The following is a 24,371-nucleotide window of genomic DNA, read 5'->3' as shown; positions in this document are numbered from 1 at the left end:
GGTTGGCCGGCCTGCAAGGGCAGCGCCAACCCTTTGTTCTGCCTGCGTTTCAGCCCCTTCCCAAGCGCCTTCGCCACTTCTGGCACCCTTTTTGCAAATACCCTTTCAAAGGCCGCTCCTGCGTCAAAAATCTGCGGCCGCGGAGGAATGTGATGAGCCAGGGTGTCGAATTCAATCGCCTGATGCTGGAAATGCGCTCCATGCAAATGGAGGCGATGGCACGACCCAAACCCACCACCCAAGCTGCGCCCGAGGCTGCTGCTGTGCCGAGCTTTTCCGAGATGCTCGGTCAGGCCGTCAACAAAGTGAGCGAAGTTCAGCAGGCGTCCAGTCAGTTGGCCACCGCTTTCGAGATGGGCAAGAGCGGCGTCGACATCACGGATGTGATGATCGCTTCGCAGAAGGCCAGCGTTTCCTTCCAGGCTTTGACCCAGGTGCGCAACAAGCTGGTCCAGGCCTACCAAGACATCATGCAGATGCCGGTTTAAGGGGGGAGGTGAGAAATGGCAGACGCAGCAACCGCCAACGTACCGGCACCCTCCACCGAGCCGGGTGAGAAGAAGCCCCTGTTCGGACTGGCCTTCCTGGAAAACCTGTCGCAGATGACCATGCTGCGCCAGATCGGCCTCATGGTCGGCCTGGCCGCCAGTGTCGCCATCGGCTTCGCCGTGGTGCTCTGGTCTCAGCAGCCGGACTACCGCCCGCTGTACGGCAGCCTCACCGGCATGGACGCGAACCAGGTGATGGAGACGCTGAACGGCGCCGACATTCCCTACAAGATCGAGCCCAACTCCGGCGCGCTGCTGGTCAAGGCGGACGATGTGGCGCGCGCGCGCATCAAGCTCGCTGGCGCCGGCCTCGCCCCCAGCGACGGCAACGTCGGTTTCGAAATCCTCGACAAGGACCAGGGCCTGGGCACCAGCCAGTTCATGGAGGCCACCCGCTACCGCCGGGGCCTGGAAGGCGAGCTGGCTCGCACCATCTCCAGCCTGAACAACGTCAAGGGCGCGCGCGTCCATCTGGCCATCCCGAAAAGCTCGGTATTCGTCCGTGATGAGCGCAAGCCCAGCGCCTCCGTACTGGTTGAGCTGTACCCGGGCCGCAATCTCGAGCCGAGCCAGGTGATGGCCATCGTCAACCTGGTGGCCACCAGTGTTCCCGAACTGGAGAAAGGCCAGGTCACCGTGGTCGACCAGAAGGGCACCCTGCTGTCCGACCAGCAGGAGCTGTCCGAGCTGACCATGGCGGGCAAGCAGTACGACTACACCCGCCGGATGGAGAGCCTGTTCACCCAGCGCGTGCACAGCATCCTGCAGCCAGTGCTCGGCAGCGGCCGCTACAAGGCCGAGGTGTCGGCAGACGTCGACTTCAGCGCCGTCGAGTCCACCTCCGAAATGTTCAACCCCGACCAGCCGGCCCTGCGCAGTGAGCAGAAGCTCGCCGAGGAGCGCCAGGCGGGTTCCGGGCCCCAGGGTGTGCCCGGTGCGCTGTCCAACCAGCCCCCCGGCCCGGCCAATGCCCCGCAACAGGCCACCGCCGCTGCAGCCCCCGGCGTGCAGCCCGGCCAGCCGATCCTCGACGACAACGGCCAGCAGATCATCGACCAGGCCACCGGCAAGCCGCTGCTGGCGCCGTACCCGACCGACAAGCGCGACCAGAGCACCCGCAACTACGAGCTGGACCGCTCGGTGAGCTACACCAAGCAGCAGCAAGGCCGCCTGCGCCGCCTGTCCGTGGCGGTGGTGCTGGACGACCAGGTCAAGGTCAACGCTCAGGGCGAGACCACCCACGTGCCCTGGACCGCTGACGAGCTGGCCCGCTTCACCCGCCTGGTGCAGGACGCAGTGGGCTTCGACGCCAGTCGTGGCGACAGCGTCAGCGTGATCAACACGCCGTTCCTCGGCGGCCAGGACGATGTGATCGAACTGCCGTGGTACGAGCAGGTCTGGTTCCAGATGCTGACGTCCGCGCTGAAGCAGCTGTTCCCGGCGCTGCTGATCCTGATCCTGGTGTGGTTCGTGCTGCGTCCGGTGCTGAACAACATCTCCGGCGCCAAGGACAAGGAACGCGAGGCAGCCCTGGCGGCCGAGCGCGAGCTGGGCGAATTGGGTGGTGGGCTGTCCGGTGAGCTGGCCGATGATCGGGTCAGCCTCGGCGGACCGCAGAGCATCCTCCTGCCCAGCCCGAGCGAGGGGTATGATGCGCAACTGAACGCGATCAAGAGCCTGGTGGCTGAAGACCCGGGTCGCGTGGCCCTGGTAGTCAAAGAGTGGATCAACTCCGATGAGTGACAATCGCCCCCCAGCCAAGCTGACCAAGGTGGACAAGGCAGCCATCCTGCTCCTGTCCCTTGGCGAGACCGATGCCGCACAAGTGCTGCGCCACATGGGCCCGAAGGAGGTCCAGAAGGTCGGCGTGGCCATGGCGCAGATGCGCAACGTCCACCGCGAGCAGGTGGAGCAGGTGATGGGCGAGTTCGTCGAGATCGTCGGCGACCAGACCAGCCTGGGCGTCGGTGCCGACGGCTACATCCGCAAGATGCTCACCCAGGCCCTGGGCGAGGACAAGGCGAACAACCTCATCGACCGCATCCTGCTGGGCGGCAGCACCAGCGGCCTGGACAGCCTGAAGTGGATGGAGCCGCGCGCCGTGGCCGACGTGATCCGCTACGAGCACCCGCAGATCCAGGCCATCGTCGTCGCCTACCTCGACCCCGACCAGGCCGGTGAAGTGCTCAGCCACTTCGACCACAAGGTCCGCCTCGACATCATCCTGCGGGTGTCGTCCCTCAACACCGTGCAGCCGTCCGCGTTGAAGGAACTGAACCTGATCCTCGAGAAGCAGTTCGCCGGCAACGCCAGTTCGACCCGCACCACCATGGGTGGCGTCAAGCGTGCGGCGGACATCATGAACTACCTCGACAGCTCGGTCGAAGGCGCGCTGATGGACTCCATCCGCGAAGTGGACGCCGACCTGTCCGGACAGATCGAAGACCTCATGTTCGTCTTCGACAACCTGGCCGACGTGGACGACCGGGGCATCCAGGCGCTCATGCGCGAAGTGTCCTCCGAGGTGCTGGTGGTGGCGCTCAAGGGCGCCGACGACGCGATCAAGGAAAAGGTCTTCAAGAACATGTCCAAGCGTGCCGCCGAACTGCTGCGCGACGACCTCGAGGCCAAGGGCCCGGTGCGCGTCAGCGACGTGGAAGCGGCACAGAAGGAAATCCTCACCATCGCCCGCCGGATGGCCGAAGCCGGGGAGATCGTCCTCGGTGGCAAGGGCGGCGAAGAAATGATCTGAGGCGCATTCCATGGCCAACAAGGATGCGCAGAGCGAGCTGATCCGCGCCAAGGATGTCAATGCCTTCGACCGCTGGTCGCTGCCCAGCTTCGACCCGGAGGTGCCGGCACCCGTGGTCGAGCCGGAACCGGTGCCGAGCGAGGAGCCTGCTGCGCCCGTCGACGAGGCAGCGCCGGAGCCGGGGCTGGAGACGATCGAAGAGGTCCCGCCGGAAGACGTCAAGCCGCTGACGCTGGAGGAGCTGGAGGCCATCCGCCAGGACGCCTACAACGAAGGCTTCGCCACCGGCGAGAAGGACGGCTTCCACGCCGGCCAGCTCAAGGCCAAGCAGGAGGCGGAGGTCGCGCTCAATGCCCGCCTCGACGCGCTGGAACAGTTGATGGGGCAACTGATGGACCCCATCGCCGAGCAGGATCAGCAACTGGAAGAGGCCGTCATCCACCTGGTGGGGCACATGGCCCGGCAGGTGGTGCAGCGCGAGCTGTCCACCGACTCCTCCCAGCTGCGCCACATCCTGCGGGAAGCCCTCAAGCTGCTGCCCATGGGCGCGAGCAACGTGCGCATCCACGTCAACCCGCAGGACTTCGAACTGGTGAAGGCCCTGCGCGAGCGCCATGAGGAATCCTGGCGCATCCTCGAAGACGATGGCCTGCTGCCCGGCGGTTGCCGGATCGAGACCGAGCACAGCCGCATCGATGCCAGCGTGGAAACCCGCCTGGCCCAGGCCCTCAAGCAGCTCTTCGACCAGCAGCGGGACCAGAAGGTGCATCCACCGGCTGCTGACCTGTCCATCGACCTCGAGGATGGCCATGCGTCTTGATCGGGTCAGCTTTGCCCGCCGCCTGGCCGGGTATGCCGACGCGGTCAGCCTGCCCAACCAGCCCGTGGTGGAGGGGCGCCTGCTGCGCATGGTCGGCCTGACCCTGGAGGCCGAGGGCCTGCGTGCGGCCATCGGCAGCCGCTGCCTGGTGATCAACGACGACAGCTACCACCCCGTACAGGTCGAGGCCGAAGTCATGGGCTTCGCCAGCGGCAAGCTGTACCTGATGCCGGTGGGCAGCCTGGCCGGCATCGCGCCCGGTGCGCGGGTCGTGCCCCTGCCGGATACCGGCCGCCTGCCCATGGGCATGTCCATGCTCGGTCGAGTGCTGGATGGCGCCGGCCGTGCGCTGGACGGCAAGGGCGGGATGAAGGCCGAGGACTGGGTGGCGATGGACGGCCCGGTGATCAACCCGCTGAACCGCGACCCCATTTCCGTTCCCCTGGATGTCGGCATCCGCTCCATCAACGGCCTGCTCACCGTCGGTCGCGGCCAGCGGCTGGGCCTGTTCGCCGGCACCGGCGTCGGCAAGTCGGTGCTGCTGGGCATGATGACCCGCTTCACCGAGGCGGAGATCATCGTGGTCGGCCTGATCGGCGAACGGGGCCGCGAGGTGAAGGAGTTCATCGAGCACATCCTCGGCGAGGAGGGGCTCAAGCGCTCGGTGGTGGTGGCATCACCTGCCGACGACGCGCCGCTGATGCGTCTTCGTGCCGCCATGTATTGCACCCGCATCGCCGAATACTTCCGCGACAAGGGCAAGAATGTCCTGCTGCTGATGGATTCCCTGACCCGCTTCGCCCAGGCCCAGCGGGAGATCGCCCTGGCCATCGGCGAGCCGCCGGCGACCAAGGGCTATCCGCCGTCGGTCTTCGCCAAGCTGCCCAAGCTGGTGGAGCGCGCCGGCAATGGCGAGAAGGGCGGCGGTTCCATCACCGCCTTCTACACCGTGCTCTCCGAGGGCGACGACCAGCAGGACCCCATCGCCGACTCGGCGCGGGGCGTGCTCGACGGGCACTTCGTGCTCTCACGCCGGCTGGCGGAGGAGGGTCACTACCCGGCCATCGACATCGAGGCGTCCATCAGCCGGGTCATGCCCCAGGTGGTCAGCCCCGAGCACCTGAAGATGGCCCAGCGCTTCAAGCAGCTGTGGTCGCGCTACCAGCAGAGCCGCGATCTCATCAGCGTCGGCGCCTACGTCGCCGGTGGCGACCCGGACACCGACCTGGCCATCGCCCGCCAGCCCGCCATGGCGGCCTTCCTCCAGCAGGGCCTGGACGAGAGCGAGCCGCTGGCCAGCAGCGTCATGCGCCTGGGGGGCGTACTGGCCAACGGCAACGCGGGTTGATGAACGATGGCCAATGACCGGGCGGCGCGCCTTGCGCCGGTGGTGGAGATGGCCCAGAAGGCCGAGCGCGAAGCCGCGCGGCTGATGGGCCAGTGCCAGGCCCAGCTGGCCCAGGCCGAGGGCAAGCTTGGCGACCTCGAGCGCTACCGGGGCGACTACCAGCAGCAGTGGATCACCCAGGGCAGCCAGGGCGTCAGTGGCCAGTGGCTGACCAACTACCAGCGTTTCCTTTCGCAATTGGAGGCGGCGGTGAGCCAGCAGAACCAGAGCGTGGCCTGGCACCGGGAGAACCTGAACCGTGCGCGGGACACCTGGCAGCAACGCTACGCGCGGCTGGAGGGCCTGAAAAAGCTGGTGCAGCGCTACCGTGACGAGGCCCGGCTGGCAGAGGACAAGCGTGAGCAACGCCTGCTGGATGAACTCTCCCAGCGTCTGAATCGTCCCGGACAGGAGTAAGACGCAGGTTGCCGAGGTCCCTGGCGGGTGCTAAATCTTCTCAGCACGCGCCTTTTCATCTGACCAAGGAGTCTTGCATGGCCATCACCTCGCTGCCTTCGAGCGACGGGCAAGAGTTGACCATCGTCATTCAGGGACGTTTCGATTTCGGGGCCCACCAGGAATTTCGCGACGCCTACGAGCGCGTCAACATTTCCCCCAAGCGCTATGTCGTCGACCTGAAGGGCACCACCTACCTCGACAGCTCTGCCCTCGGCATGCTCCTGTTGCTGCGTGACCATGCGGGGGGCGACAGCGCCCAGATCCGCCTGGCCAACTGCAACCCGGACGTCCGCAAGATCCTCGCCATCTCCAACTTCGAGCAGTTGTTCCAGATTGCCTGAGGTGCCCGTGCCCGGCCGTCTGTCGATCCTCATCGCCGAGGACAACGCGGCCGACCGCATGCTGCTGTCCACCATCGTCAGTCGCCAGGGGCACCGCGCCCTGACTGCCGGCAACGGCGTGGAGGCGGTGGCGTTGTTCCAGCAGGAACGGCCGAACCTGGTGCTGATGGACGCGCTGATGCCGGAGATGGATGGCTTCGAAGCCGCACGGCGCATCAAGGAAATGGCAGGGGAGGAACTGGTCCCGATCATCTTCCTCACCTCCCTGACCGAGAACGAAGCCCTCGTACGCTGCCTGGAGGCCGGCGGCGACGACTTCCTCGCCAAGCCCTACAACCGGGTCATCCTCGAAGCCAAGATCAATGCCATGGACCGCCTGCGCCGCCTCCAGGAGACGGTGCTGCACCAGCGCGACCTGATCGCACGGCACCATGAGCACCTGCTCACCGAGCAGCGAGTGGCCAAGGCGGTGTTCGACAAGGTGGCTCACTCCGGCTGCCTCAAGGCCTCCAACATCCGCTACCTGCAGTCGCCCTATGCGCTGTTCAACGGTGACCTGTTGCTGGCCGCCTTCAAGCCCTCGGGCGGCATGCATGTGCTGCTGGGGGACTTCACCGGCCATGGCCTGCCAGCGGCCATCGGGGCGATGCCCCTGGCCGAGGTGTTCTACGGCATGACGGCCAAGGGCTATGCCATGTCCGACATCCTCCGGGAGATGAACGCCAAGCTGAAACGCATCCTGCCGGTGGGCGTGTTCTGTTGCGCCACGCTGCTCAACCTCAATTTCCAGCAGCGGCTGCTGGAGGTGTGGAATGGCGGCCTGCCGGAGGGTTACCTGCATCGCGGCGCCGATGGCAGCGTGGTGCCGCTGGTGTCCCGGCACCTGCCGTTGGGGGTCCTGGACCCGGCGGTGTTCGATGCCACCTACGAGGTCTACCCGGTGGAGCTGGGGGATCGCATCTTCCTCTGGTCCGATGGGGTGCTGGAAACGCGCAACGAAGCCGGAGAGCTGTACGGCGACGAGCGGCTGAAGGAGGTGTTCGCCCGCTGTGGGCGTTCCGAGCACCTGTTCGATGCCATCCAGCAATCCCTCACGGCGTTCCGTGGCGAAGCCCAGGACGACGTCAGCATGATCGAAGTGGGCGTGGTGGATGGCCTGGAGCAATGGCCGCAACTGGACTTCACCGACAGTGGCCAGCTCAGCCCCCTGGACTGGTCGGCCAGCTTCGAGTTCCGTGCCCAGACGCTCAAGCGCTTCAACCCGTTGCCGTTCCTGTTGCAGTTGCTGTTGGAGGTGCAGGGGCTGAGGGAGCAGGGCGGTGCGCTCTACACCGTGCTGGCGGAGCTGTATTCCAATGCCCTGGAGCACGGCGTGCTGGGGTTGGACTCCTCCCTCAAGCGAGATGCCAAGGGGTTCGCCGAGTACTACCGCGAGCGCAGCGCGCGCCTGGAGCGGCTGGAGGAGGGGCATGTACGCATCCACCTCGCGCTGATGCCTGAGGGGGAGGGAGGGCGCCTGCGTATCCAGGTCGAGGACAGCGGCAAGGGATTCGATGCGCGGCAACTGCCTGCCGTCCAGGACGGCAAGGTGCTGCTCAGCGGGCGCGGCCTGAATCTCGTCAGGCAGCTTGCCGCACGCTGCGACTTGCCGGAGGATGGCAAGGGCATTCGCGTGGAGTTCGTCTGGCCGCGCCCATCCTGATGTTCATTGTGTTCTGCCGGGGGTAACCGGGTTGTCCGATCTGCATATCGATACCACTGTGCTCGCTGCCTTGCAGGAGGTGATGGAGGACGAGTATCCCGTCCTGCTGGACACCTTCCTGGTGGACTCCGAGGAGCGTCTGCGCCTGTTGCACCAGGCCTGCGACCAGGGCGATGCCCAGGGGCTGCGCCTGGCTGCCCACAGCTTCAAGGGCAGCTGCAGCAACATGGGGGCGCCTTTGCTGTCGTCGCTGTGCAAGCAATTGGAAGAAGCCGGACGTCGTGAGCAACTCGACGAGGCGCCCTCGCTGGTGGAACAGATCGAGCGTGAATTCGCCATCGTGCGCATCCTCATGCGCTCCGAGCGGCAGCGTTATCGCCTCTGACGGCGGACTTGGCCCGTCACTTGCAATCTCCCTGGCACGAATCCAACCCCCAGCGGAGAGTGCCCATGCCCGTTGCCCCCGATATGCTTCTGCAGGCCAAGCCTGAGGTGAAGCCGAACTTTCAGGCGGCAAAGTCCCAGGTGCGGACGCCCGAGCCCAGCAACAGCGGGGCTCCCAGCTTCGCCCAGATGTATGCGAAGGAACGGCAAGCCAAGCCTGCAGAACGAAGTGAACCCGCGCCCAAGCAGGCCCGGGACAAGCCTGCCGACAACCGCAAGAGTGACGAGCCGGCCGACAAACCGGCTGCCGCACCGGCAGACAAGCCGACCACCGTTGCCGATAGCGGCAACGCCTTGCCGTCGGATGCAGCCGCCACCACCACCAGCGACGATTCGACGGATACCACGTCCAGCGACGGCAGTTCGACGCTCGATCCGCTGCTGCTGATGGCCATGAACGGCCAGACGCCGCCGGTGCCCACCGAACCGCAGGTACAGCCGGCGGATGTGCAGCCCGAGGTGCCGGCGCTGGTGGTCACCACGCCACTGGCCACGACGCCCCAGACCCAGGCAACCCAGCCCAGGGCAGAGGAAACCGACCCGCTCCAGGGTGTCGTCGGTCTGCCCCAGACACTGCAGGCCAGCAATGAGGGCGACCCGGTCCAGACGGCCACCACTACCACGGTGAACAGCCAGAATTCCGCCAGCGGCAGTCATAACTTCGCCAGCGCCATGGCAGCCTTCTCCGAGAAGAACGCCGACGTGAGCGAGACGCCGCCCGAGGTCGAGTTGCCGGCCGGCGAGTTCTCCGAACAACTGGTCCAGGGGCTGGGCGAGAACAAGGCGGAGATCCGCAGCGAGGTGCTGGACAGCCGCCTGAATGCCCTCAACCAGGCCGTGACCCAGCAATCGGCCATGGCCCAGCGTGCCCCGGCCGTGGTGCCCGGCCAGCCGGTGGCCATCAACCAGAACGGCTGGAGCGAGGCGGTGGTGGACCGGGTGATGTGGTTGTCCAGTCAGAACCTGAAGTCCGCCGAGATCCAGCTCGACCCGCAGGAGCTGGGACGGCTGGAGGTGCGCATCCACATGAACCAGGACCAGACCCAGGTCACCTTCGCCAGCCCCAACGCCGGCGTGCGGGATGCGCTGGAAGGGCAGATGCACCGCCTGCGCGACATGTTCAACCAGCAGGGCATGACCCAGCTCGACGTCAACGTCTCCGACCAGTCCCTGGCGCGCAGCTGGCAAGGCCAGCAGGGCGGCGAGGGTGAGCGTCGTGGCGGCGGCAGTGGCAATGGCGGCTTGCTGGGCGGTTCCGGCGATGACGAGACGCTGGCAGGTGTCAGTGAACTGCGACCTGCTGCGGCCGGCGTCGCCCGGGGTCTGGTGGACTACTACGCCTGATCCGTCGAGCCGACGCCGTCCTGTTCTAGACTTAGAGCGCCCGGTACGAGAACGTACCGGGCGCTTTTTCTTGGATGACAGGCGCGGGCGACACTGGTATACCCAGCGCGATTGTTGAGAGCCTGGCATAGCACTTGCTCACAACCCATTGAATGCGGACGGAAAGCCGCTCAGCGACGGAATATTGGCATGGCGAAGAAAGAAGCAGCGGCCGGGGAAGAGAAACCGGCGGGCAAGAGCAAGCTCAAACTGATCATCCTGATCGTGGTGGCGCTGTTGCTGGCGATCGGGCTTTCCGTCGGGGCCACCTGGTTCTTCCTCAGCAAGGGCGGGGACAAGAAGGAAGAGGGCAAGAAGGAGGAGGCGGCCGCCGAGCACGCCGCTCCGGTCAAGCAGCCGGCCATCTACGAGCCGCTTGCCCCTGCCTTCGTGGTCAACTTCAACCAGAACGGGCGGCAGCGCTACATGCAGGTCAGCGTGGCGCTGATGGCCCGTGACAAGGGCGAGATGGATGCCCTGAAAGTCCACATGCCGGTGCTGCGCAACAAGCTCGTCATGCTGTTCTCCGGCCAGAACTTCGACAACCTCGTGACTGCCGTGGGCAAGGAAATGCTGCGCCAGCAGGCCACGGCGACCGTCCAGGAACTGGCCAAGCAGGAAACCGGCAAGGTCGTGATCGAGCAGGTCCTGTTCACCAACTTCGTATTGCAGTAGGCGGGTTCAACCATGGCCGTACAAGACCTCCTTTCCCAGGACGAGATCGATGCCCTGCTGCACGGCGTCGACGATGGCCTCGTTGAGACCGAAAGTGATGTCGAGCCTGGCAGTGTCAAAAGCTATGACCTGACCAGCCAGGACCGCATCGTCCGTGGGCGCATGCCCACCCTCGAGATGATCAACGAGCGCTTCGCCCGCTACACCCGCATCAGCATGTTCAACCTGTTGCGCCGCTCCGCGGACGTCGCGGTGGGCGGTGTGCAGGTGATGAAGTTCGGCGAGTACGTGCATTCCCTCTACGTTCCCACCAGCCTCAACCTGGTAAAGATGAAGCCGCTGCGCGGCACCGGGCTGTTCATCCTCGACGCCAAGCTGGTGTTCAAACTGGTGGACAACTTCTTCGGGGGCGATGGCCGCCACGCCAAGATCGAAGGCCGCGAATTCACCCCCACCGAGCTGCGGGTGGTGCGCATGGTCCTCGACCAGGCTTTCATCGACCTGAAAGAGGCCTGGCACGCGGTGATGGACGTGCACTTCGAGTACATCAACTCGGAGGTGAACCCGGCACTCGCCAACATTGTCAGCCCCAGTGAGGTGGTGGTGGTTTCCACCTTCCACATCGAGCTGGACGGCGGTGGCGGCGACCTGCACATCACCATGCCCTATTCGATGATCGAGCCGATCCGCGAGATGCTCGATGCCGGCTTCCAGTCCGATGTCGATGACCAGGACGAGCGCTGGATCAAGGCCCTGCGCGAGGACATCCTCGACGTCAGCGTGCCGGTGGGCGCCACCGTGGTCCGCCGCCAGCTGCGCCTGCGGGACATTCTGCACATGCAGCCCGGAGATGTGATCCCGGTGGACATGCCCGAGTACATGATCATGCGCGCCAACGGCGTGCCGGCCTTCAAGGTCAAGCTGGGGGCCCACAAGGGCAACCTGTCGCTGCAGATACTGGATCCCATCGACCGTCCCCGCTGACGGTCGCTCTCATTACGTAAGCCCAAGAGGTCGAGATGGCAGACGAAGAAGAAAACACCACGCCCGAGGAGCAGGCGCTTGCCGACGAGTGGGCGGCCGCGCTGGCGGAGGCCGGCGAGAGCCCCGGTCAGGACGATATCGACGCGCTGATGAACCAGGGCGCTGCCCCCGAGGCCCCTGCCGCCAACCCCCGTGCGCCCATGGAAGAGTTCGGCAGCGTGCCGCGCTCCAACGCGCCGGTGAGCCTGGATGGCCCGAACCTGGATGTGATCCTCGACATTCCCGTGTCCATCTCCATGGAAGTGGGTAATACCGACATCACCATCCGCAACCTGTTGCAGCTGAACCAGGGCTCGGTGATCGAGCTGGACCGCCTGGCCGGCGAGCCGCTGGACGTGCTGGTCAACGGCACCCTGATCGCTCACGGGGAAGTGGTGGTGGTGAACGAGAAGTTCGGCATCCGCCTGACCGACGTGATCAGCCCCAGCGAACGCATCAAGAAGCTGCGCTGACCATGAGCCGCCTCCTGTTCGCCCTCATCTTCGCCCCGCTGGCGGCCATGGCCGCCGAGCCGGCAGCGGTCGCCTCGGCGCCTGCTGCGGCGAGCGCCACGGCTGCGGCTGCGGCTGCGGTGACTGGCGGCAGCGGTGTGGCCGCCCAGCTGGGCCAGCTCACCCTGGGCCTTTTGCTGGTGGTGGGGGTGATCTTCCTGCTCGCTTGGCTGCTGCGCCGGGTGCAGCAGATGGGGCCGCGTGGCAGTGACCGGGCGATCCGCCTGATCGCCAGCCAGGCCCTCAGCCCGCGGGACCGGCTGGTGCTGGTCCAGGTGGGTAACGAGCAGGTCCTGCTCGGGCTCACGCCAGGCCGGATCACCCCGCTGCACGTGCTCAAGGAGCCGGTGCACCTGCCCGATTCGCAACCCGCCCAACCCGAATTCGCCCAGCGCCTGATGGAGTTGCTGGGCAAGGACAAGGACAAGCACTGATGGCCTTCTGGCGCATCCTGATCGCCCTGCTGCTGGCGGTGGCGGCCCCCCTGGCGCTGGGCGCCGACGACCCGTTGTCGGTCTCCGCCATCACCCTGACCACCGACGCACAGGGTCAGCAGGAGTATTCGGTCAGCCTGCAGATTCTGCTGATCATGACGGCGCTGAGCTTCATCCCGGCGTTCGTCATGCTGATGACCAGCTTCACCCGGATCATCATCGTCTTCTCCATCCTCCGCCAGGCGCTGGGCCTGCAGCAGACCCCGTCGAACCAGATCCTCACCGGGATGGCGCTGTTCCTGACGATGTTCATCATGGGGCCGGTGTTCGACCAGGTGAACCGCGATGCCCTGCAGCCCTACCTGAACGGGCAGTTGCCGGCCCAGGAGGCGATCAAGCGGGCCGAGGGACCGGTCAAGAACTTCATGCTGGCGCAGACCCGCTCCAGTGACCTGGAGCTGTTCGTGCGGTTGTCCAAGCGCACCGACATTCCCAGTGCCGACGCCACGCCGTTGACCATCCTGGTGCCGGCCTTCGTCACGTCCGAGCTGAAGACCGCCTTCCAGATCGGCTTCATGATCTTCATCCCGTTCCTGATCATCGACCTGGTGGTGGCGAGCGTACTGATGGCGATGGGCATGATGATGCTCTCGCCGTTGATCATTTCATTGCCGTTCAAGATCATGCTGTTCGTGCTGGTGGATGGCTGGGCGCTGATCATCGGCACCCTGGCCGGAAGCTTCGGAGGCGTCTAGCGATGACACCCGAGATTGCCGTCGACCTGTTCCGCGAGGCGCTGTGGCTGACCTGCGTCATCGTCGGGATCCTGGTGGTGCCGAGCCTGGTGGTGGGCCTGATCGTGGCGATGTTCCAGGCCGCGACCCAGATCAACGAGCAGACCCTGAGCTTCCTGCCGCGCCTGCTGGTGATGCTGTTGACGCTGATGGTGGCCGGCCCCTGGCTGACCCGTGAGCTGATGGAGTACATCACCACGCTGTACCACAACATCCCCATGCTGATCGGCTGAGATGCTGGAGCTGACCTCCTCGCAGATCGGTGGCTGGGTCGCCAGCCTGGTGCTGCCGCTGTTCCGCATTGCTTCCTTGCTGATGACCATGCCGCTGTTCGGGACCCAGCTGGTGCCGAATCGCGTGCGGCTCTACCTCGCCCTCGCCATCACCGTGGTGCTGGCGCCCAATCTGCCACCCATGCCTGAAGTGGACGCCGTGAGCCTGCGGGCCTTCCTGCTGGTGCTGGAGCAGGTGCTGATCGGGGCTGTGATGGGGTTTGCGCTGCAGTTGTTCTTCCACGCCTTCGTGGTGGCCGGCCAGATCCTGGCGGTACAGATGGGCCTGGGCTTCGCGTCCATGGTGGACCCCACCAACGGTGTGTCGGTGCCGGTGATCGGCCAGTTCTTCACCATGCTGGTGACGCTGCTGTTCCTGGCCATGAACGGCCACCTGGTGGTGTTCGAGGTGCTGGCCGAGAGTTTCGTGACCCTGCCGGTGGGAGGGGGGCTGATGGCCGCTCACTTCTGGGAACTGGCCACCCGCCTGGGCTGGGTGCTGGGGGCCGGCCTGTTGCTGGCGTTACCGGCGATCACGGCGTTGTTGGTGGTGAACATCGCCTTTGGTGTGATGACCCGTGCAGCGCCGCAGCTGAATATCTTCTCCATCGGTTTCCCGCTCACCGTGGCCATGGGCTTGGTGATCATCTGGATCGGCATGGCCGACATCCTCTCCCAGTACCAGATACTGGCCACCGATGCGCTGCAACTGCTGCGCGAGCTGGTGAGGGCGCGCTGATGTTCCTTCAACCCCTTACCCGTCCCGGTCGGTCAACCGGGCCTGCTGCCGAGGTGCGCCATGGCGGAGAGTGAGAGCGGGGCGGACAAGAGCGAAGAACCCACAGCGAAACGCCAGCAGGAGGCACGCGAGAAGGGGCAGATCGCTCGATCCCGGGAGCTGAACACCCTGGCCATCACCCTGGGTGGGGCAGGCGGGCTGCTGGCCACTGGTGGGGGGCTGGCGGACATGATGATGAAGATGATGCGCAGCAGCTTCGACTTCTCCCGCGAGGTGTTGCTGGACGAGCGCAGCATGGGTCTGTTCCTCCTGCATGCCGGGCAGATGGCGCTCTCAGCGACGATGCCGCTGATGGTGACCCTGCTGATCATCTCCCTTGCGGCGCCTACGGCGCTTGGGGGCTGGCTGTTCTCCCCGGAGGCGATGGCACCCAAGTTCAGCCGGATGAATCCGCTTTCCGGCCTCAAGCGCATGTTTTCCACCCATGCGCTGGTGGAGTTGCTCAAGGCTCTGGGCAAGTTCGCGCTGGTGCTGATAGTGGCGCTCATGGTGCTCTCTGCCGATGCCGATGATCTGCTGGCTATCGCCCATGAGCCGCTGGACCGGGCCATCCTGCACAGCGTCCAGGTGGTGGGCTGGAGTGCGGTCTGGCTGGCCTGCGGGCTGATCCTCATCGCAGGGATCGACGTGCCCTACCAGCTCTGGGACAACAAGCAGAAGCTGATGATGACCAAGCAGGAAGTGCGCGACGAGTACAAGGACTCCGAGGGCAAGCCCGAGGTCAAGGCGCGCATCCGCCGCATGCAGCGGGAGATGGCCGAGCGCCGCATGATGGCTGCCGTGCCCCAGGCCGACGTGGTCATCACCAACCCGACCCACTTCGCCGTGGCGCTCAAGTACGACCCGGCCAAGGGCACCGCCCCGGTGCTGCTGGCCAAGGGCAACGACTTCACCGCGCTGAAGATTCGCGAGATCGCCCAGGAGCACAAGGTCACCGTGCTGGAGTCGCCGGCACTGGCGCGGGCGGTGTTCTATTCCACCGAGCTGGACCACGAGATTCCGGCCGGCCTCTACCTGGCGGTGGCCCAGGTGCTGGCCTACGTCTATCAGCTCAAGCAGTTCCGTGCCGGCAAGGCCAAGCGACCGCCGCCGCTTTCCGAGCCGCCCATCCCCGCCGATCTGCGGCGCGACGAGTAGGGCGCGGACCCGCCCGGGTCGACATAACGCGCTGTTCTGCCAGGGTTTCACGAAGTTGGAAGGGTTCTTGCACCAGAGCTTGTGCGCGGTTTCGCGCGTCAAGATTTTGAATGGTTGGGCAGGCTTGCCCGCCAGTGCTCGAGGACCTCGATGTGGATCGCACGCAACTGATGGGCAACCTGCGCGGCAACTTCGCCAGCCTCTCCCGGGGCAACCTGGGGGTGCCGCTGCTGGTGCTGGTGATGCTGGGGATGATGACCCTGCCGGTGCCGCCCTTCCTGCTGGACGTGTTCTTCACGTTCAACATCGCGCTGTCCATCGTCGTCCTGCTGGTCAGCGTCTATGCGCTGCGCCCGCTGGATTTCGCGGTGTTCCCCACCATCCTGCTGGTTTCCACCTTGCTGCGCCTGGCGCTGAACGTGGCCTCCAGCCGCGTGGTACTGCTGCACGGCCAGGATGGGCATGACGCGGCGGGCAAGGTGATCCAGGCCTTCGGCGAGGTGGTGATCGGCGGCAACTACGTAGTCGGTGCGGTGATCTTCGCGATCTTGATGATCATCAACTTCGTGGTTGTCACCAAGGGTGCCGGGCGTATTTCCGAAGTGAGCGCGCGTTTCACCCTGGACGCGATGCCCGGCAAGCAGATGGCCATCGACGCCGACCTCAACGCCGGTCTGATCGACCAGAACGAGGCCAAGAAGCGCCGTGCCGAGGTGTCCCAGGAGGCGGATTTCTACGGTTCCATGGACGGTGCCAGCAAGTTCGTGCGCGGTGACGCCATCGCCGGCCTGCTGATCCTGTTCATCAACCTCATTGGCGGCATGGCCATCGGTATCGTCCAGCACGGCCTGACCTTCGGCGATGCCGGGCGCATCTACTCGCTGCTGACCATCGGTGACGGCCTGGTGGCACAGATTCCCTCGCTGCTGCTGTCGACCGCTGCCGCGATCATGGTGACCCGCGTGTCCAGCTCCGAGGACATGGGCCAGCAGGTCAACCGCCAGATGTTTACCTCGCCCAAGGCGCTGGCCGTTTCCGCTGCCATCCTGGTCGCCATGGGGCTGGTGCCGGGCATGCCGCATGTCTCCTTCATCGGCCTGGGCGCGATTTCCGCCGGCGGCGCCTGGTGGATCTGGCACAAGTCGAAGAAGGCCCAGGAAGCGGCCGCCCAGGAAGTCCAGCGCCAGCAGGAGCTGCTGCCGGCCCAGCGTCCCCAGGAAACCAAGGAGCTGGGTTGGGACGACGTCACTCCGGTGGACATGGTGGGCCTGGAGGTGGGCTACCGGCTGATCCCGCTGGTGGATCGCAACCAGGGCGGCCAGTTGCTGGCGCGGATCAAGGGCGTGCGCAAGAAGCTCTCCCAGGAGATGGGCTTCCTCATGCCGTCCGTACACATCCGCGACAACCTCGACCTGCTGCCCAACGCCTATCGGCTGACGCTGATGGGGGTGAGCGTGGCGGAGGCAGAGGTGTATCCGGATCGCGAGTTGGCGATCAACCCTGGCCAGGTGTTCGGCACCCTCAACGGCATCGCCGCCAAGGATCCGGCGTTTGGCCTGGAAGCCGTCTGGATCGACGCCAGTCAGCGCGACCAGGCGCAGTCCCTGGGCTACACGGTGGTGGATGCGAGCACGGTGGTGGCCACCCACCTCAACCAGATCCTGCACAAGCATGCCCACGAGTTGTTGGGGCACGAGGAGGTGCAGCAACTGATGCAGCTGCTGGCCAAGAGCTCGCCGAAGCTGGCCGAGGAGCTGGTGCCGGGGCTGGTGTCACTGTCGACGCTGCTCAAGGTGCTGCAGAACCTGCTGCAGGAACAGGTGCCGGTACGCGACATCCGCACCATCGCCGAAGCCATCGCGAACGTGGCGCCGAAGAGTCAAGATCCCGCCGCGATGGTGGCGGCGGTTCGCGTCGCACTTTCCCGCGCAATCGTCCAAGGCATTGTGGGACTAGAGCCGGAGCTGCCTGTGATCACCCTGGAGCCCAGGTTGGAACAGATTTTGCTGAACAGTATGCAGAAGGCCGGTCAGGGCGCGGAGGACGGCATCCTCCTCGAACCGGGCATGGCCGAGAAGCTGCAACGTTCCCTGGTGGACGCGGCGCAGCGCCAGGAGATGCTCGGCAAGCCGGCGATCCTCCTGGTGGCAGGCCCGATCCGATCCATGATGTCGCGCTTCGCCCGGTTGGCCGTACCCACCATGAACGTACTGGCCTACCAGGAAATACCGGACAACAAGCAGGTCACCATAGTTGCGACTGTGGGGCAGAACTAACCGAGGTCACAGGCCATGCAGGTCAAACGCTTCTTCGCTGCGGATATGCGCCAGGCCATGAAACTGGTGCGGGACGAACTGGGCGCCGATGCTTCCATCATCGGCACCCGGCGCGTGGCCGGTGGTGTCGAGATCACGGCGGCACTCGACTACCCCATGCCTGCTCCGGCCCCCAGCAAGCCGAACCCGGCCCTGGAAGCGGAGCTGCGCCGCACCCAGGCACGCATCGCCGAGGCCCATGCCGAGCTGTCCAATCGCGCCGCTCGCGCGGATGTCGGACGCAACCGGCAACTGGTTCCGGATCGCTCCGAGCCTTCGCCGGAGGCCCTTGAGGCCGCCATGCGCCCGACCCGTCCCGCCGTGGCGCCGGCAGCCGTCGCGGCCGTTCCGGTCACCCCGGCTGCTGCGCCGATGGCCGACCAGCGCGCGCTGGATGCCATGCGTTTCGAGCTCAATGGGCTGCGCGAGCTGATCGAAGTCCAGCTCGGCTCCATCGCCTGGAGCCAGATGCAGAACCGTCGCCCGCAGCAGGCCAATCTGTGGCGTCGCCTGCAGCGGATGGGGCTGCCGGTGGAGCTGTCCCGTGTGCTGCTGGAGCGCGTCAGCAGCGTCAAGGATCCGCGCCAGGCCTGGCGCATGGTGCTGGCCCACCTGGCCCACGCCATCCGTACCCCTGCCGAGGAGCCGCTGGAGGAGGGTGGCGTGATCGCCCTGGTCGGTCCCGCCGGCATGGGCAAGACCACCACCCTGGCCAAGCTGGCCGCCCGCTACGTGCTTAAGTACGGCGCCCAGCAGATCGCCCTGGTGAGCATGGACAGCTACCGGATCGGTGCCCAGGAACAACTGAAGACCCTGGGCCGCATCCTCGGTGTGTCCGTCACTCACGTCGATCCGGGCCAGTCGCTGACCCAGGCTCTCGCCCCCCTCGCACGCAAGCGTGTGGTGCTGATTGATACGGCGGGGCTGCCGGCGAACGATCCGGCGCTTAAAATGCAACTCGAGACACTGGCCAGCCGCAGCGTGAAAGCGCGCAATTTCCTCGTTTTGGCTGCAACCAGTCAAAGCCAGGTGCTGAAAGCGGCCTACCATAGTTACAAGCGGTGTGGCCTTTCGGGCTGCATCCTGACCAAGCTCGATGAAGCCGCGAGCCTGGGCGAAGTGTTGGGACTGGCTATCGGCCAGCATCTGCCGGTAGCCTATCTCGCTGATGGGCCTCGGATTCCGGATGATCTCCAGGTTCCGCGCAGCCACCAACTGGTGAGCCGTGCGGTGAGCCTTCAGGCACCGGAGGACCCCAGCGAGGAAGCCATGGCCGACCTGTTCGCAGGTCTGTACCAGGCGCCCACTCGCCAGGTTGGATAGAAACCCAGAGCCGCCCGGGATGGGTGGCGTGAATGCGCCAAGTGGCCCAGTCGACGTGAACAAGGTGTGTGATAAATGGGTAGTTTGCATCCCGTACAGGTGATTGCTGTAACCGGTGGCAAGGGCGGTGTCGGCAAGACCAACGTATCCGTGAACCTCTCGCTGGCGCTGGCCGACCTGGGGCGCCGCGTGATGCTGCTCGACGCCGACCTCGGCCTGGCCAACGTCGACGTGCTGCTCGGGCTGACGCCCAAGCGGACCCTGGCGGACGTGATCGCAGGCGAGTGCGACCTGCGTGACGTGCTGCTGCAAGGGCCGGGCGGCGTCCGCATCGTGCCGGCCGCTTCCGGCACGCAGAGCATGGTCCAGCTCTCGCCGATGCAGCATGCCGGCCTGATCCAGGCTTTCAGCGAGATCAGCGACAACCTGGACGTGCTGGTGATCGACACCGCCGCCGGCATCGGCGATGCGGTGGTCAGCTTTGTCCGTGCGGCGCAGGAAGTGATCGTGGTCGTCTGCGACGAGCCCACGTCCATCACCGACGCCTATGCGCTGATCAAGCTGCTCAACCGCGACTTCGGCATGAGCCGTTTCCGGGTCCTGGCCAATATGGCCCACAGCCCGCAGGAAGGTCGCAACCTCTTTGCTAAGCTGACCAAGGTGACCGATCGCTTCCTCGATGTGGCCTTGCAGTACGTCGGCGCCGTCCCCTACGACGAGTCCGTGCGCAAGGCGGTGCAGAAGCAGCGAGCGGTCTACGAAGCGTTCCCGCGTTCGAAATGTGCCCTGGCGTTCAAGGCGATTGCTCAGAAGGTCGACAGCTGGCCGTTGCCGGCCAACCCCCGCGGCCACCTTGAGTTCTTCGTCGAGCGACTGGTGCAGCAACCCATCGCGGATTCGACCGTATGACACCACCCGCAAGTGGACTTCGCATGTACAACAAGGCTCAGGCCGGGGATTCCCAGCACCAGCTGATCGAGCGCTACGCGCCCCTGGTCAAGCGGATCGCCTACCACCTGCTGGCACGCTTGCCGGCGAACGTGCAGGTTGAAGACCTCATGCAGGCGGGGATGATCGGCCTGCTGGAAGCATCGAAGAAGTACGACTCCAGCAAGGGCGCGAGTTTCGAGACCTACGCCGGGATCCGCATCCGCGGGGCGATGCTCGACGAGGTCCGCAAGGGCGACTGGGCACCGCGCTCGGTCCACCGCAATACCCGGATGGTCAGCGACGCCATCCGCAAAGTCGAGGCAAGAACCGGACGTGACGCTAAAGATCAGGAGGTTGCGGCCGAACTTGGATTGAGTCTCGAAGATTACTACGGCATCCTGAGCGACACTTTGGGCAGCCGGCTGTTCAGCTTCGACGACCTTCTGGAAGGCGGGGAGCATGGCACGGCGCACGAAGACACCGGAGTCACCCATCTCGAACCTTCGAATGACCTGGAAGACGAGCGCTTCCAGGCGGCGCTGGCCGATGCCATCGCCAATCTGCCGGAACGAGAGCGCCTGGTGCTGGCGCTGTATTACGACGAAGAGCTGAATTTGAAGGAAATCGGTGAAGTGCTGGGAGTCAGTGAATCCCGAGTCAGCCAGTTGCACAGCCAGTGCGCCGCGCGTTTGCGGGCCCGGCTGGGTGAGTGGCGTGCCTGAAGCACACCGGTTTTTCGATTGAACGACGCCCCCGTGACCCGGGGGCGTTCAGGACTGTACGGAGGTCGATTTGGACAAGAACATGAAAATCCTCATCGTGGACGATTTCTCGACGATGAGACGCATCATCAAGAACCTCCTGCGTGATTTGGGCTTCACCAACACCGCAGAGGCCGACGACGGCACGACCGCCTTGCCGATGCTGCACAGCGGCAATTTCGATTTCCTGGTCACCGACTGGAACATGCCCGGCATGACCGGCATCGACCTGCTGCGTGCCGTGCGCGCCGACGAGCGCCTGAAGCACCTGCCGGTGCTGATGGTGACTGCTGAAGCCAAGCGCGATCAGATCATCGAAGCCGCCCAGGCCGGCGTGAACGGGTACGTGGTCAAGCCGTTCACGGCCCAGGTTCTCAAAGAGAAGATTGAAAAGATCTTCGAGCGGGTCAACGGCTGATGCCAGTCGCGAGGACGCCATGGATAAAGATTCCCAGTCGGGAGACCTCGAGTCGACCCTGAAAAATCATGCACGCGAGCTGGTGGAAACCCTTGAAAAGGGCAACTTCGGCGATGCGGTGCAACTGATCCACGAACTGAACAAGGTTCGCGACCGCGGCCTCTATCAGGAAGTCGGCAAGCTCACCCGCGAGTTGCACAATGCGATCGTCAACTTCCAGATCGATCCGCATCTGCCGCACGCCAAGGAAATGTCCCAGATCGCCGATGCGACGGATCGTCTCTCTTACGTCGTGCACATGACGGAGAAGGCAGCCAACCGCACCATGGATCTGGTGGAGGAGAGCGCACCGCTGCTCAATGGCCTGGGCGATGAAGCCCAGAGCCTTTCCGAGGAGTGGGGGCGCTTCATGCGGCGCGAGATCGGCGCGGATGCGTTCCGGGAGCTGGCCAAGCGCATCGAATCGTTCCTGGCGCGCAGCCAGCGCGACACCGAGCAGCTATCCTCCCATATGAACGACATCCTGCTGGCACAGGACTATCAGGACCTGACCGGGCAAGTGATCAAACGCGTCACCCAGTTGGTGACCGAAGTTGAGCACAACCTAGTGAAACTGGTGCTGATGGCCAGTGACGTAGACCGTTTCGCAGGCATCCAGCATGACCGCGAAGCGATGGTTGTCGAGAAAGAAAAACTAAAAGATCCATCTAGGGGTGAAGGTCCGCAGATCAATGCCGATAAGCGTGATGACGTCGTGGCCGATCAGGTCGACGTCGATGATCTGTTATCCAGCCTTGGTTTCTAGGGGAGCCGCCTAATGAGCTTCGACGCCGATGAAGAAATCCTCCAGGACTTCCTGGTAGAGGCCGGCGAAATACTGGAGCAATTGTCCGAGCAGCTCGTTGAGCTGGAGAGCCGTCCGGACGATATGGATCTGCTCAATGCCATTTTCCGGGGTTTCCACACGGTCAAGGGCGGAGCTGGTTTCCTCCAGCTAAACGCCCTTGTGGAATGCTGCCACATCGCCGAAAACGTGTTCGACATCCTCCGCAAGGGTGCGCGTCGAGTCGATGCCGAGCTGATGGACGTGGTGCTCCAGGCACTGGATACCGTCAACGAGATGTTCAGCCAGGTACGCGAGCGCGCCGAGCCGACGCCCGCCACGCCCGAGCTGCTGGCCGCATTGTCGCGCCTGGCAGAGCCTGCAGGTGCGTCCGAGCCTGAGCCTGTCGCCGAGGTTTTTGAACCTGAGCCCGAACCTGAACCCGAGCCGGAAGCCGAAGAGCCTGCCGCACCGGCATCGGGTGACATCACCGACAGCGAGTTCGAGCAACTGCTGACGGCGCTGGACGAGCCTTCTGGTCCCAATGCCGAACCCGCAGCCGGCAACGAAGCGGCCGCGTCGGATGAAATTACCGATGACGAGTTCGAAGCGCTGCTGGACCAGCTCCATGGCAAGGGCAAGTTCGTCGGCGATGCAGCGCCAGCTGCCAGTGCGCCCAAGGCGCCCGAGCCGGTTGCTGCCCCTTCTGCCTCGCCGGGCGGTGATGACATCACCGATGATGAGTTCGAAGCGCTGCTTGACCAGCTTCACGGCAAGGGCAAGTTTGTCGCCCCCGCTGTGGATGACACCGCACCGGCTGCTGTCGCGTCTGCGTCCGATACCGCAGCACCGGCTGCGCCGGGCGGCGACAACATCACCGATGACGAGTTCGAAGCCCTGCTGGACCAGCTTCATGGCAAGGGCAAGTTCGTCGCGGAAGCTCCCGCCTCGTCAGCCCCGGCCAAGCCGGCGGCACCTGCGAAGCCCGCTGCGGCACCCGCCAAGCCTGCGGCCACTCCCGCCGCGAAAGCGACCGAGCCGGCGAAGCCTGCTGCCGCCAAACCCGAACCTGCCAAGCCTGCGCCGGCAGCTGCCCGTCCGGCTGCGCCGACGGCTAACGGAGACAAGGCTGCTCCTGCGGCAGCCAGCGAAACGGAAACCACCGTACGGGTGGACACCGCTCGCCTGGACGAGATCATGAACATGGTGGGCGAGCTGGTACTGGTGCGTAACCGTCTGGTGCGTCTCGGTGCCAACAGCGGTGACGAGGCCATGGCCAAGGCCGTGTCGAACCTCGATGTGGTGACCGCCGACCTGCAGACCGCGGTGATGAAGACCCGCATGCAGCCCATCAAGAAGGTCTTCGGCCGCTTCCCGCGCCTCGTGCGCGACCTAGCCCGCAACCTGAAGAAAGAGATCAACCTCGAGCTGGTGGGGGAGGAGACCGACCTCGACAAGAACCTCGTCGAGGCCCTTGCCGACCCGCTGGTCCACCTGGTGCGCAACGCCGTGGACCACGGTATCGAGACGCCCGAGGAGCGCGAGGCCGCCGGCAAGGCACGTACCGGTCGCGTCGTGCTGTCCGCCGAGCAGGAGGGTGACCACATCCTTCTGATGATCACCGACGACGGCAAGGGCATGGACGCGAACATCCTCCGTGCCAAGGCCGTCGAGAAAGGGCTGCTGGACAAGGATGCCGCCGACCGCCTGACCGAGCTGGAGTGCTACAACCTGATCTTCGCCCCGGGCTTCTCGACCAAGACCGAGATCTCGGACGTATCCGGTCGTGGCGTGGGTATGGACGTGGTGAAAACCAAGATCTCCCAGCTCAACGGCACGGTGAACGTGTTCTCGCAGAAAGGGCAGGGTTCCAAGATCGTCATCAAGGTGCCGCTGACCCTGGCGATCATGCCGACGCTCATGGTGATGCTGGGCAACCAGGCCTTCGCCTTCCCGCTGGTTAACGTCAACGAGATCTTCCACCTCGACCTGTCCCGCACCAACGTTGTGGATGGCCAGGAAGTGGTGATCGTCCGCGACAAGGCCCTGCCGCTGTTCTACCTCAAGCGCTGGCTGGTTCGTGACGCCTCATACGAGGAGCAGGGTGAAGGGCACGTGGTGATCCTCTCCGTGGGTACCCAGCGCATCGGCTTCGTGGTGGATCAACTGGTCGGCCAGGAAGAAGTGGTGATCAAGCCGCTTGGCAAGATGCTGCAGGGGACGCCCGGCATGTCCGGTGCCACCATTACCGGCGATGGACGAATCGCCCTCATCCTCGACGTGCCGAGCATGCTCAAGCGCTACGCGCGCCGCGGTTGA

The 24,371-nt window shown here is 65.0% G+C and carries 25 protein-coding genes; all 25 read left to right on the top strand.

Going from position 1 to position 24,371, the window contains the following annotated elements:
• Positions 1 to 152: 152 nt before the first annotated feature.
• Positions 153 to 488: a flagellar hook-basal body complex protein FliE gene (fliE, locus tag BM198_RS04565; RefSeq protein WP_069560363.1), complete on the top strand. Its 336-nt coding sequence runs from the start codon at positions 153 to 155 to the stop codon at positions 486 to 488.
• A gap of 15 nt (positions 489 to 503) precedes the next feature.
• The gene (gene fliF / locus BM198_RS04560; RefSeq protein ID WP_044408152.1) at positions 504 to 2,291 is read left to right on the top strand and encodes a flagellar basal-body MS-ring/collar protein FliF; all 1,788 of its coding nucleotides are present in this window, start codon (positions 504 to 506) and stop codon (positions 2,289 to 2,291) included.
• Positions 2,284 to 3,300 carry a flagellar motor switch protein FliG gene (fliG, locus tag BM198_RS04555; RefSeq protein ID WP_044408149.1) on the top strand — a complete coding sequence of 339 codons (1,017 nt, stop codon included), beginning with the start codon at positions 2,284 to 2,286 and terminating at the stop codon, positions 3,298 to 3,300. Before fliF ends, fliG begins: the two co-directional genes overlap by 8 nt.
• A 10-nt stretch (positions 3,301 to 3,310) precedes the next feature.
• The gene (gene fliH / locus BM198_RS04550; RefSeq protein WP_074968130.1) at positions 3,311 to 4,120 is read left to right on the top strand and encodes a flagellar assembly protein FliH; all 810 of its coding nucleotides are present in this window, start codon (positions 3,311 to 3,313) and stop codon (positions 4,118 to 4,120) included.
• Positions 4,110 to 5,468, top strand: coding sequence for a flagellar protein export ATPase FliI (gene fliI, locus BM198_RS04545; RefSeq protein WP_044408144.1), 1,359 nt, complete (start codon positions 4,110 to 4,112; stop codon positions 5,466 to 5,468). The genes fliH and fliI overlap by 11 nt, the downstream gene beginning before the upstream one ends.
• 6 nt (positions 5,469 to 5,474) lie before the next feature.
• Positions 5,475 to 5,924 carry a flagellar export protein FliJ gene (gene fliJ, locus BM198_RS04540; protein ID WP_044408141.1) on the top strand — a complete coding sequence of 150 codons (450 nt, stop codon included), beginning with the start codon at positions 5,475 to 5,477 and terminating at the stop codon, positions 5,922 to 5,924.
• Positions 5,925 to 6,001: 77 nt separating this feature from the next.
• Entirely contained in the window at positions 6,002 to 6,307 is a 306-nt protein-coding gene (locus BM198_RS04535; RefSeq protein WP_044408138.1) for an STAS domain-containing protein, read from the top strand.
• Between the two features lie 7 nt (positions 6,308 to 6,314).
• On the top strand, positions 6,315 to 8,009 hold the full coding sequence (locus tag BM198_RS04530) for a fused response regulator/phosphatase (RefSeq protein ID WP_074968506.1): 1,695 nt from the start codon (positions 6,315 to 6,317) through the stop codon (positions 8,007 to 8,009).
• Between the two features lie 31 nt (positions 8,010 to 8,040).
• Positions 8,041 to 8,394 carry an Hpt domain-containing protein gene (locus BM198_RS04525; protein WP_074968128.1) on the top strand — a complete coding sequence of 118 codons (354 nt, stop codon included), beginning with the start codon at positions 8,041 to 8,043 and terminating at the stop codon, positions 8,392 to 8,394.
• A gap of 65 nt (positions 8,395 to 8,459) precedes the next feature.
• Complete coding sequence (locus BM198_RS04520) at positions 8,460 to 9,797, top strand: flagellar hook-length control protein FliK (protein ID WP_074968126.1); 1,338 nt, start codon at positions 8,460 to 8,462, stop codon at positions 9,795 to 9,797.
• A 189-nt stretch (positions 9,798 to 9,986) separates the two neighbouring features.
• Positions 9,987 to 10,511, top strand: a complete 525-nt coding sequence (gene fliL / locus BM198_RS04515; RefSeq protein WP_074968124.1) for a flagellar basal body-associated protein FliL — start codon at positions 9,987 to 9,989, stop codon at positions 10,509 to 10,511.
• A gap of 12 nt (positions 10,512 to 10,523) precedes the next feature.
• Positions 10,524 to 11,495 (top strand): flagellar motor switch protein FliM, encoded by a 972-nt coding sequence (gene fliM / locus BM198_RS04510; protein ID WP_044408128.1) that lies wholly within the window; start codon positions 10,524 to 10,526, stop codon positions 11,493 to 11,495.
• A gap of 35 nt (positions 11,496 to 11,530) precedes the next feature.
• Positions 11,531 to 12,007, top strand: coding sequence for a flagellar motor switch protein FliN (gene fliN, locus BM198_RS04505; protein ID WP_074968122.1), 477 nt, complete (start codon positions 11,531 to 11,533; stop codon positions 12,005 to 12,007).
• Between the two features lie 2 nt (positions 12,008 to 12,009).
• The gene (fliO, locus tag BM198_RS04500) at positions 12,010 to 12,480 is read left to right on the top strand and encodes a flagellar biosynthetic protein FliO (protein ID WP_074968120.1); all 471 of its coding nucleotides are present in this window, start codon (positions 12,010 to 12,012) and stop codon (positions 12,478 to 12,480) included.
• The gene (fliP, locus tag BM198_RS04495; RefSeq protein WP_044408120.1) at positions 12,480 to 13,235 is read left to right on the top strand and encodes a flagellar type III secretion system pore protein FliP; all 756 of its coding nucleotides are present in this window, start codon (positions 12,480 to 12,482) and stop codon (positions 13,233 to 13,235) included. The genes fliO and fliP overlap by 1 nt, the downstream gene beginning before the upstream one ends.
• A 2-nt stretch (positions 13,236 to 13,237) precedes the next feature.
• Entirely contained in the window at positions 13,238 to 13,507 is a 270-nt protein-coding gene (fliQ, locus tag BM198_RS04490) for a flagellar biosynthesis protein FliQ (RefSeq protein WP_069560377.1), read from the top strand.
• 1 nt (position 13,508) lies between these two features.
• Positions 13,509 to 14,285, top strand: a complete 777-nt coding sequence (fliR, locus tag BM198_RS04485) for a flagellar biosynthetic protein FliR (protein WP_074968118.1) — start codon at positions 13,509 to 13,511, stop codon at positions 14,283 to 14,285.
• 60 nt (positions 14,286 to 14,345) lie between these two features.
• Positions 14,346 to 15,482, top strand: coding sequence for a flagellar biosynthesis protein FlhB (flhB, locus tag BM198_RS04480; RefSeq protein WP_074968116.1), 1,137 nt, complete (start codon positions 14,346 to 14,348; stop codon positions 15,480 to 15,482).
• Between the two features lie 152 nt (positions 15,483 to 15,634).
• On the top strand, positions 15,635 to 17,758 hold the full coding sequence (gene flhA, locus BM198_RS04475) for a flagellar biosynthesis protein FlhA (protein ID WP_044408893.1): 2,124 nt from the start codon (positions 15,635 to 15,637) through the stop codon (positions 17,756 to 17,758).
• A 15-nt stretch (positions 17,759 to 17,773) separates the two neighbouring features.
• Complete coding sequence (gene flhF, locus BM198_RS04470) at positions 17,774 to 19,120, top strand: flagellar biosynthesis GTPase FlhF (RefSeq protein ID WP_074968115.1); 1,347 nt, start codon at positions 17,774 to 17,776, stop codon at positions 19,118 to 19,120.
• Between the two features lie 75 nt (positions 19,121 to 19,195).
• Positions 19,196 to 20,029 (top strand): flagellar synthesis regulator FleN, encoded by an 834-nt coding sequence (gene fleN / locus BM198_RS04465; RefSeq protein ID WP_069560381.1) that lies wholly within the window; start codon positions 19,196 to 19,198, stop codon positions 20,027 to 20,029.
• Entirely contained in the window at positions 20,026 to 20,772 is a 747-nt protein-coding gene (gene fliA, locus BM198_RS04460; protein ID WP_044408109.1) for an RNA polymerase sigma factor FliA, read from the top strand. The genes fleN and fliA overlap by 4 nt, the downstream gene beginning before the upstream one ends.
• A gap of 82 nt (positions 20,773 to 20,854) precedes the next feature.
• Entirely contained in the window at positions 20,855 to 21,229 is a 375-nt protein-coding gene (locus BM198_RS04455; protein WP_003083073.1) for a chemotaxis response regulator CheY, read from the top strand.
• Between the two features lie 19 nt (positions 21,230 to 21,248).
• Positions 21,249 to 22,034, top strand: a complete 786-nt coding sequence (locus tag BM198_RS04450) for a protein phosphatase CheZ (protein ID WP_044408080.1) — start codon at positions 21,249 to 21,251, stop codon at positions 22,032 to 22,034.
• A 12-nt stretch (positions 22,035 to 22,046) separates the two neighbouring features.
• Positions 22,047 to 24,371 carry a chemotaxis protein CheA gene (locus BM198_RS04445; RefSeq protein ID WP_074968113.1) on the top strand — a complete coding sequence of 775 codons (2,325 nt, stop codon included), beginning with the start codon at positions 22,047 to 22,049 and terminating at the stop codon, positions 24,369 to 24,371.

This window comes from Metapseudomonas otitidis (assembly GCF_900111835.1).
In the GTDB taxonomy this organism is placed as follows: Bacteria; Pseudomonadota; Gammaproteobacteria; order Pseudomonadales; family Pseudomonadaceae; genus Metapseudomonas; species Metapseudomonas otitidis.
This window is presented reverse-complemented; position numbering and strand designations above follow the sequence as displayed.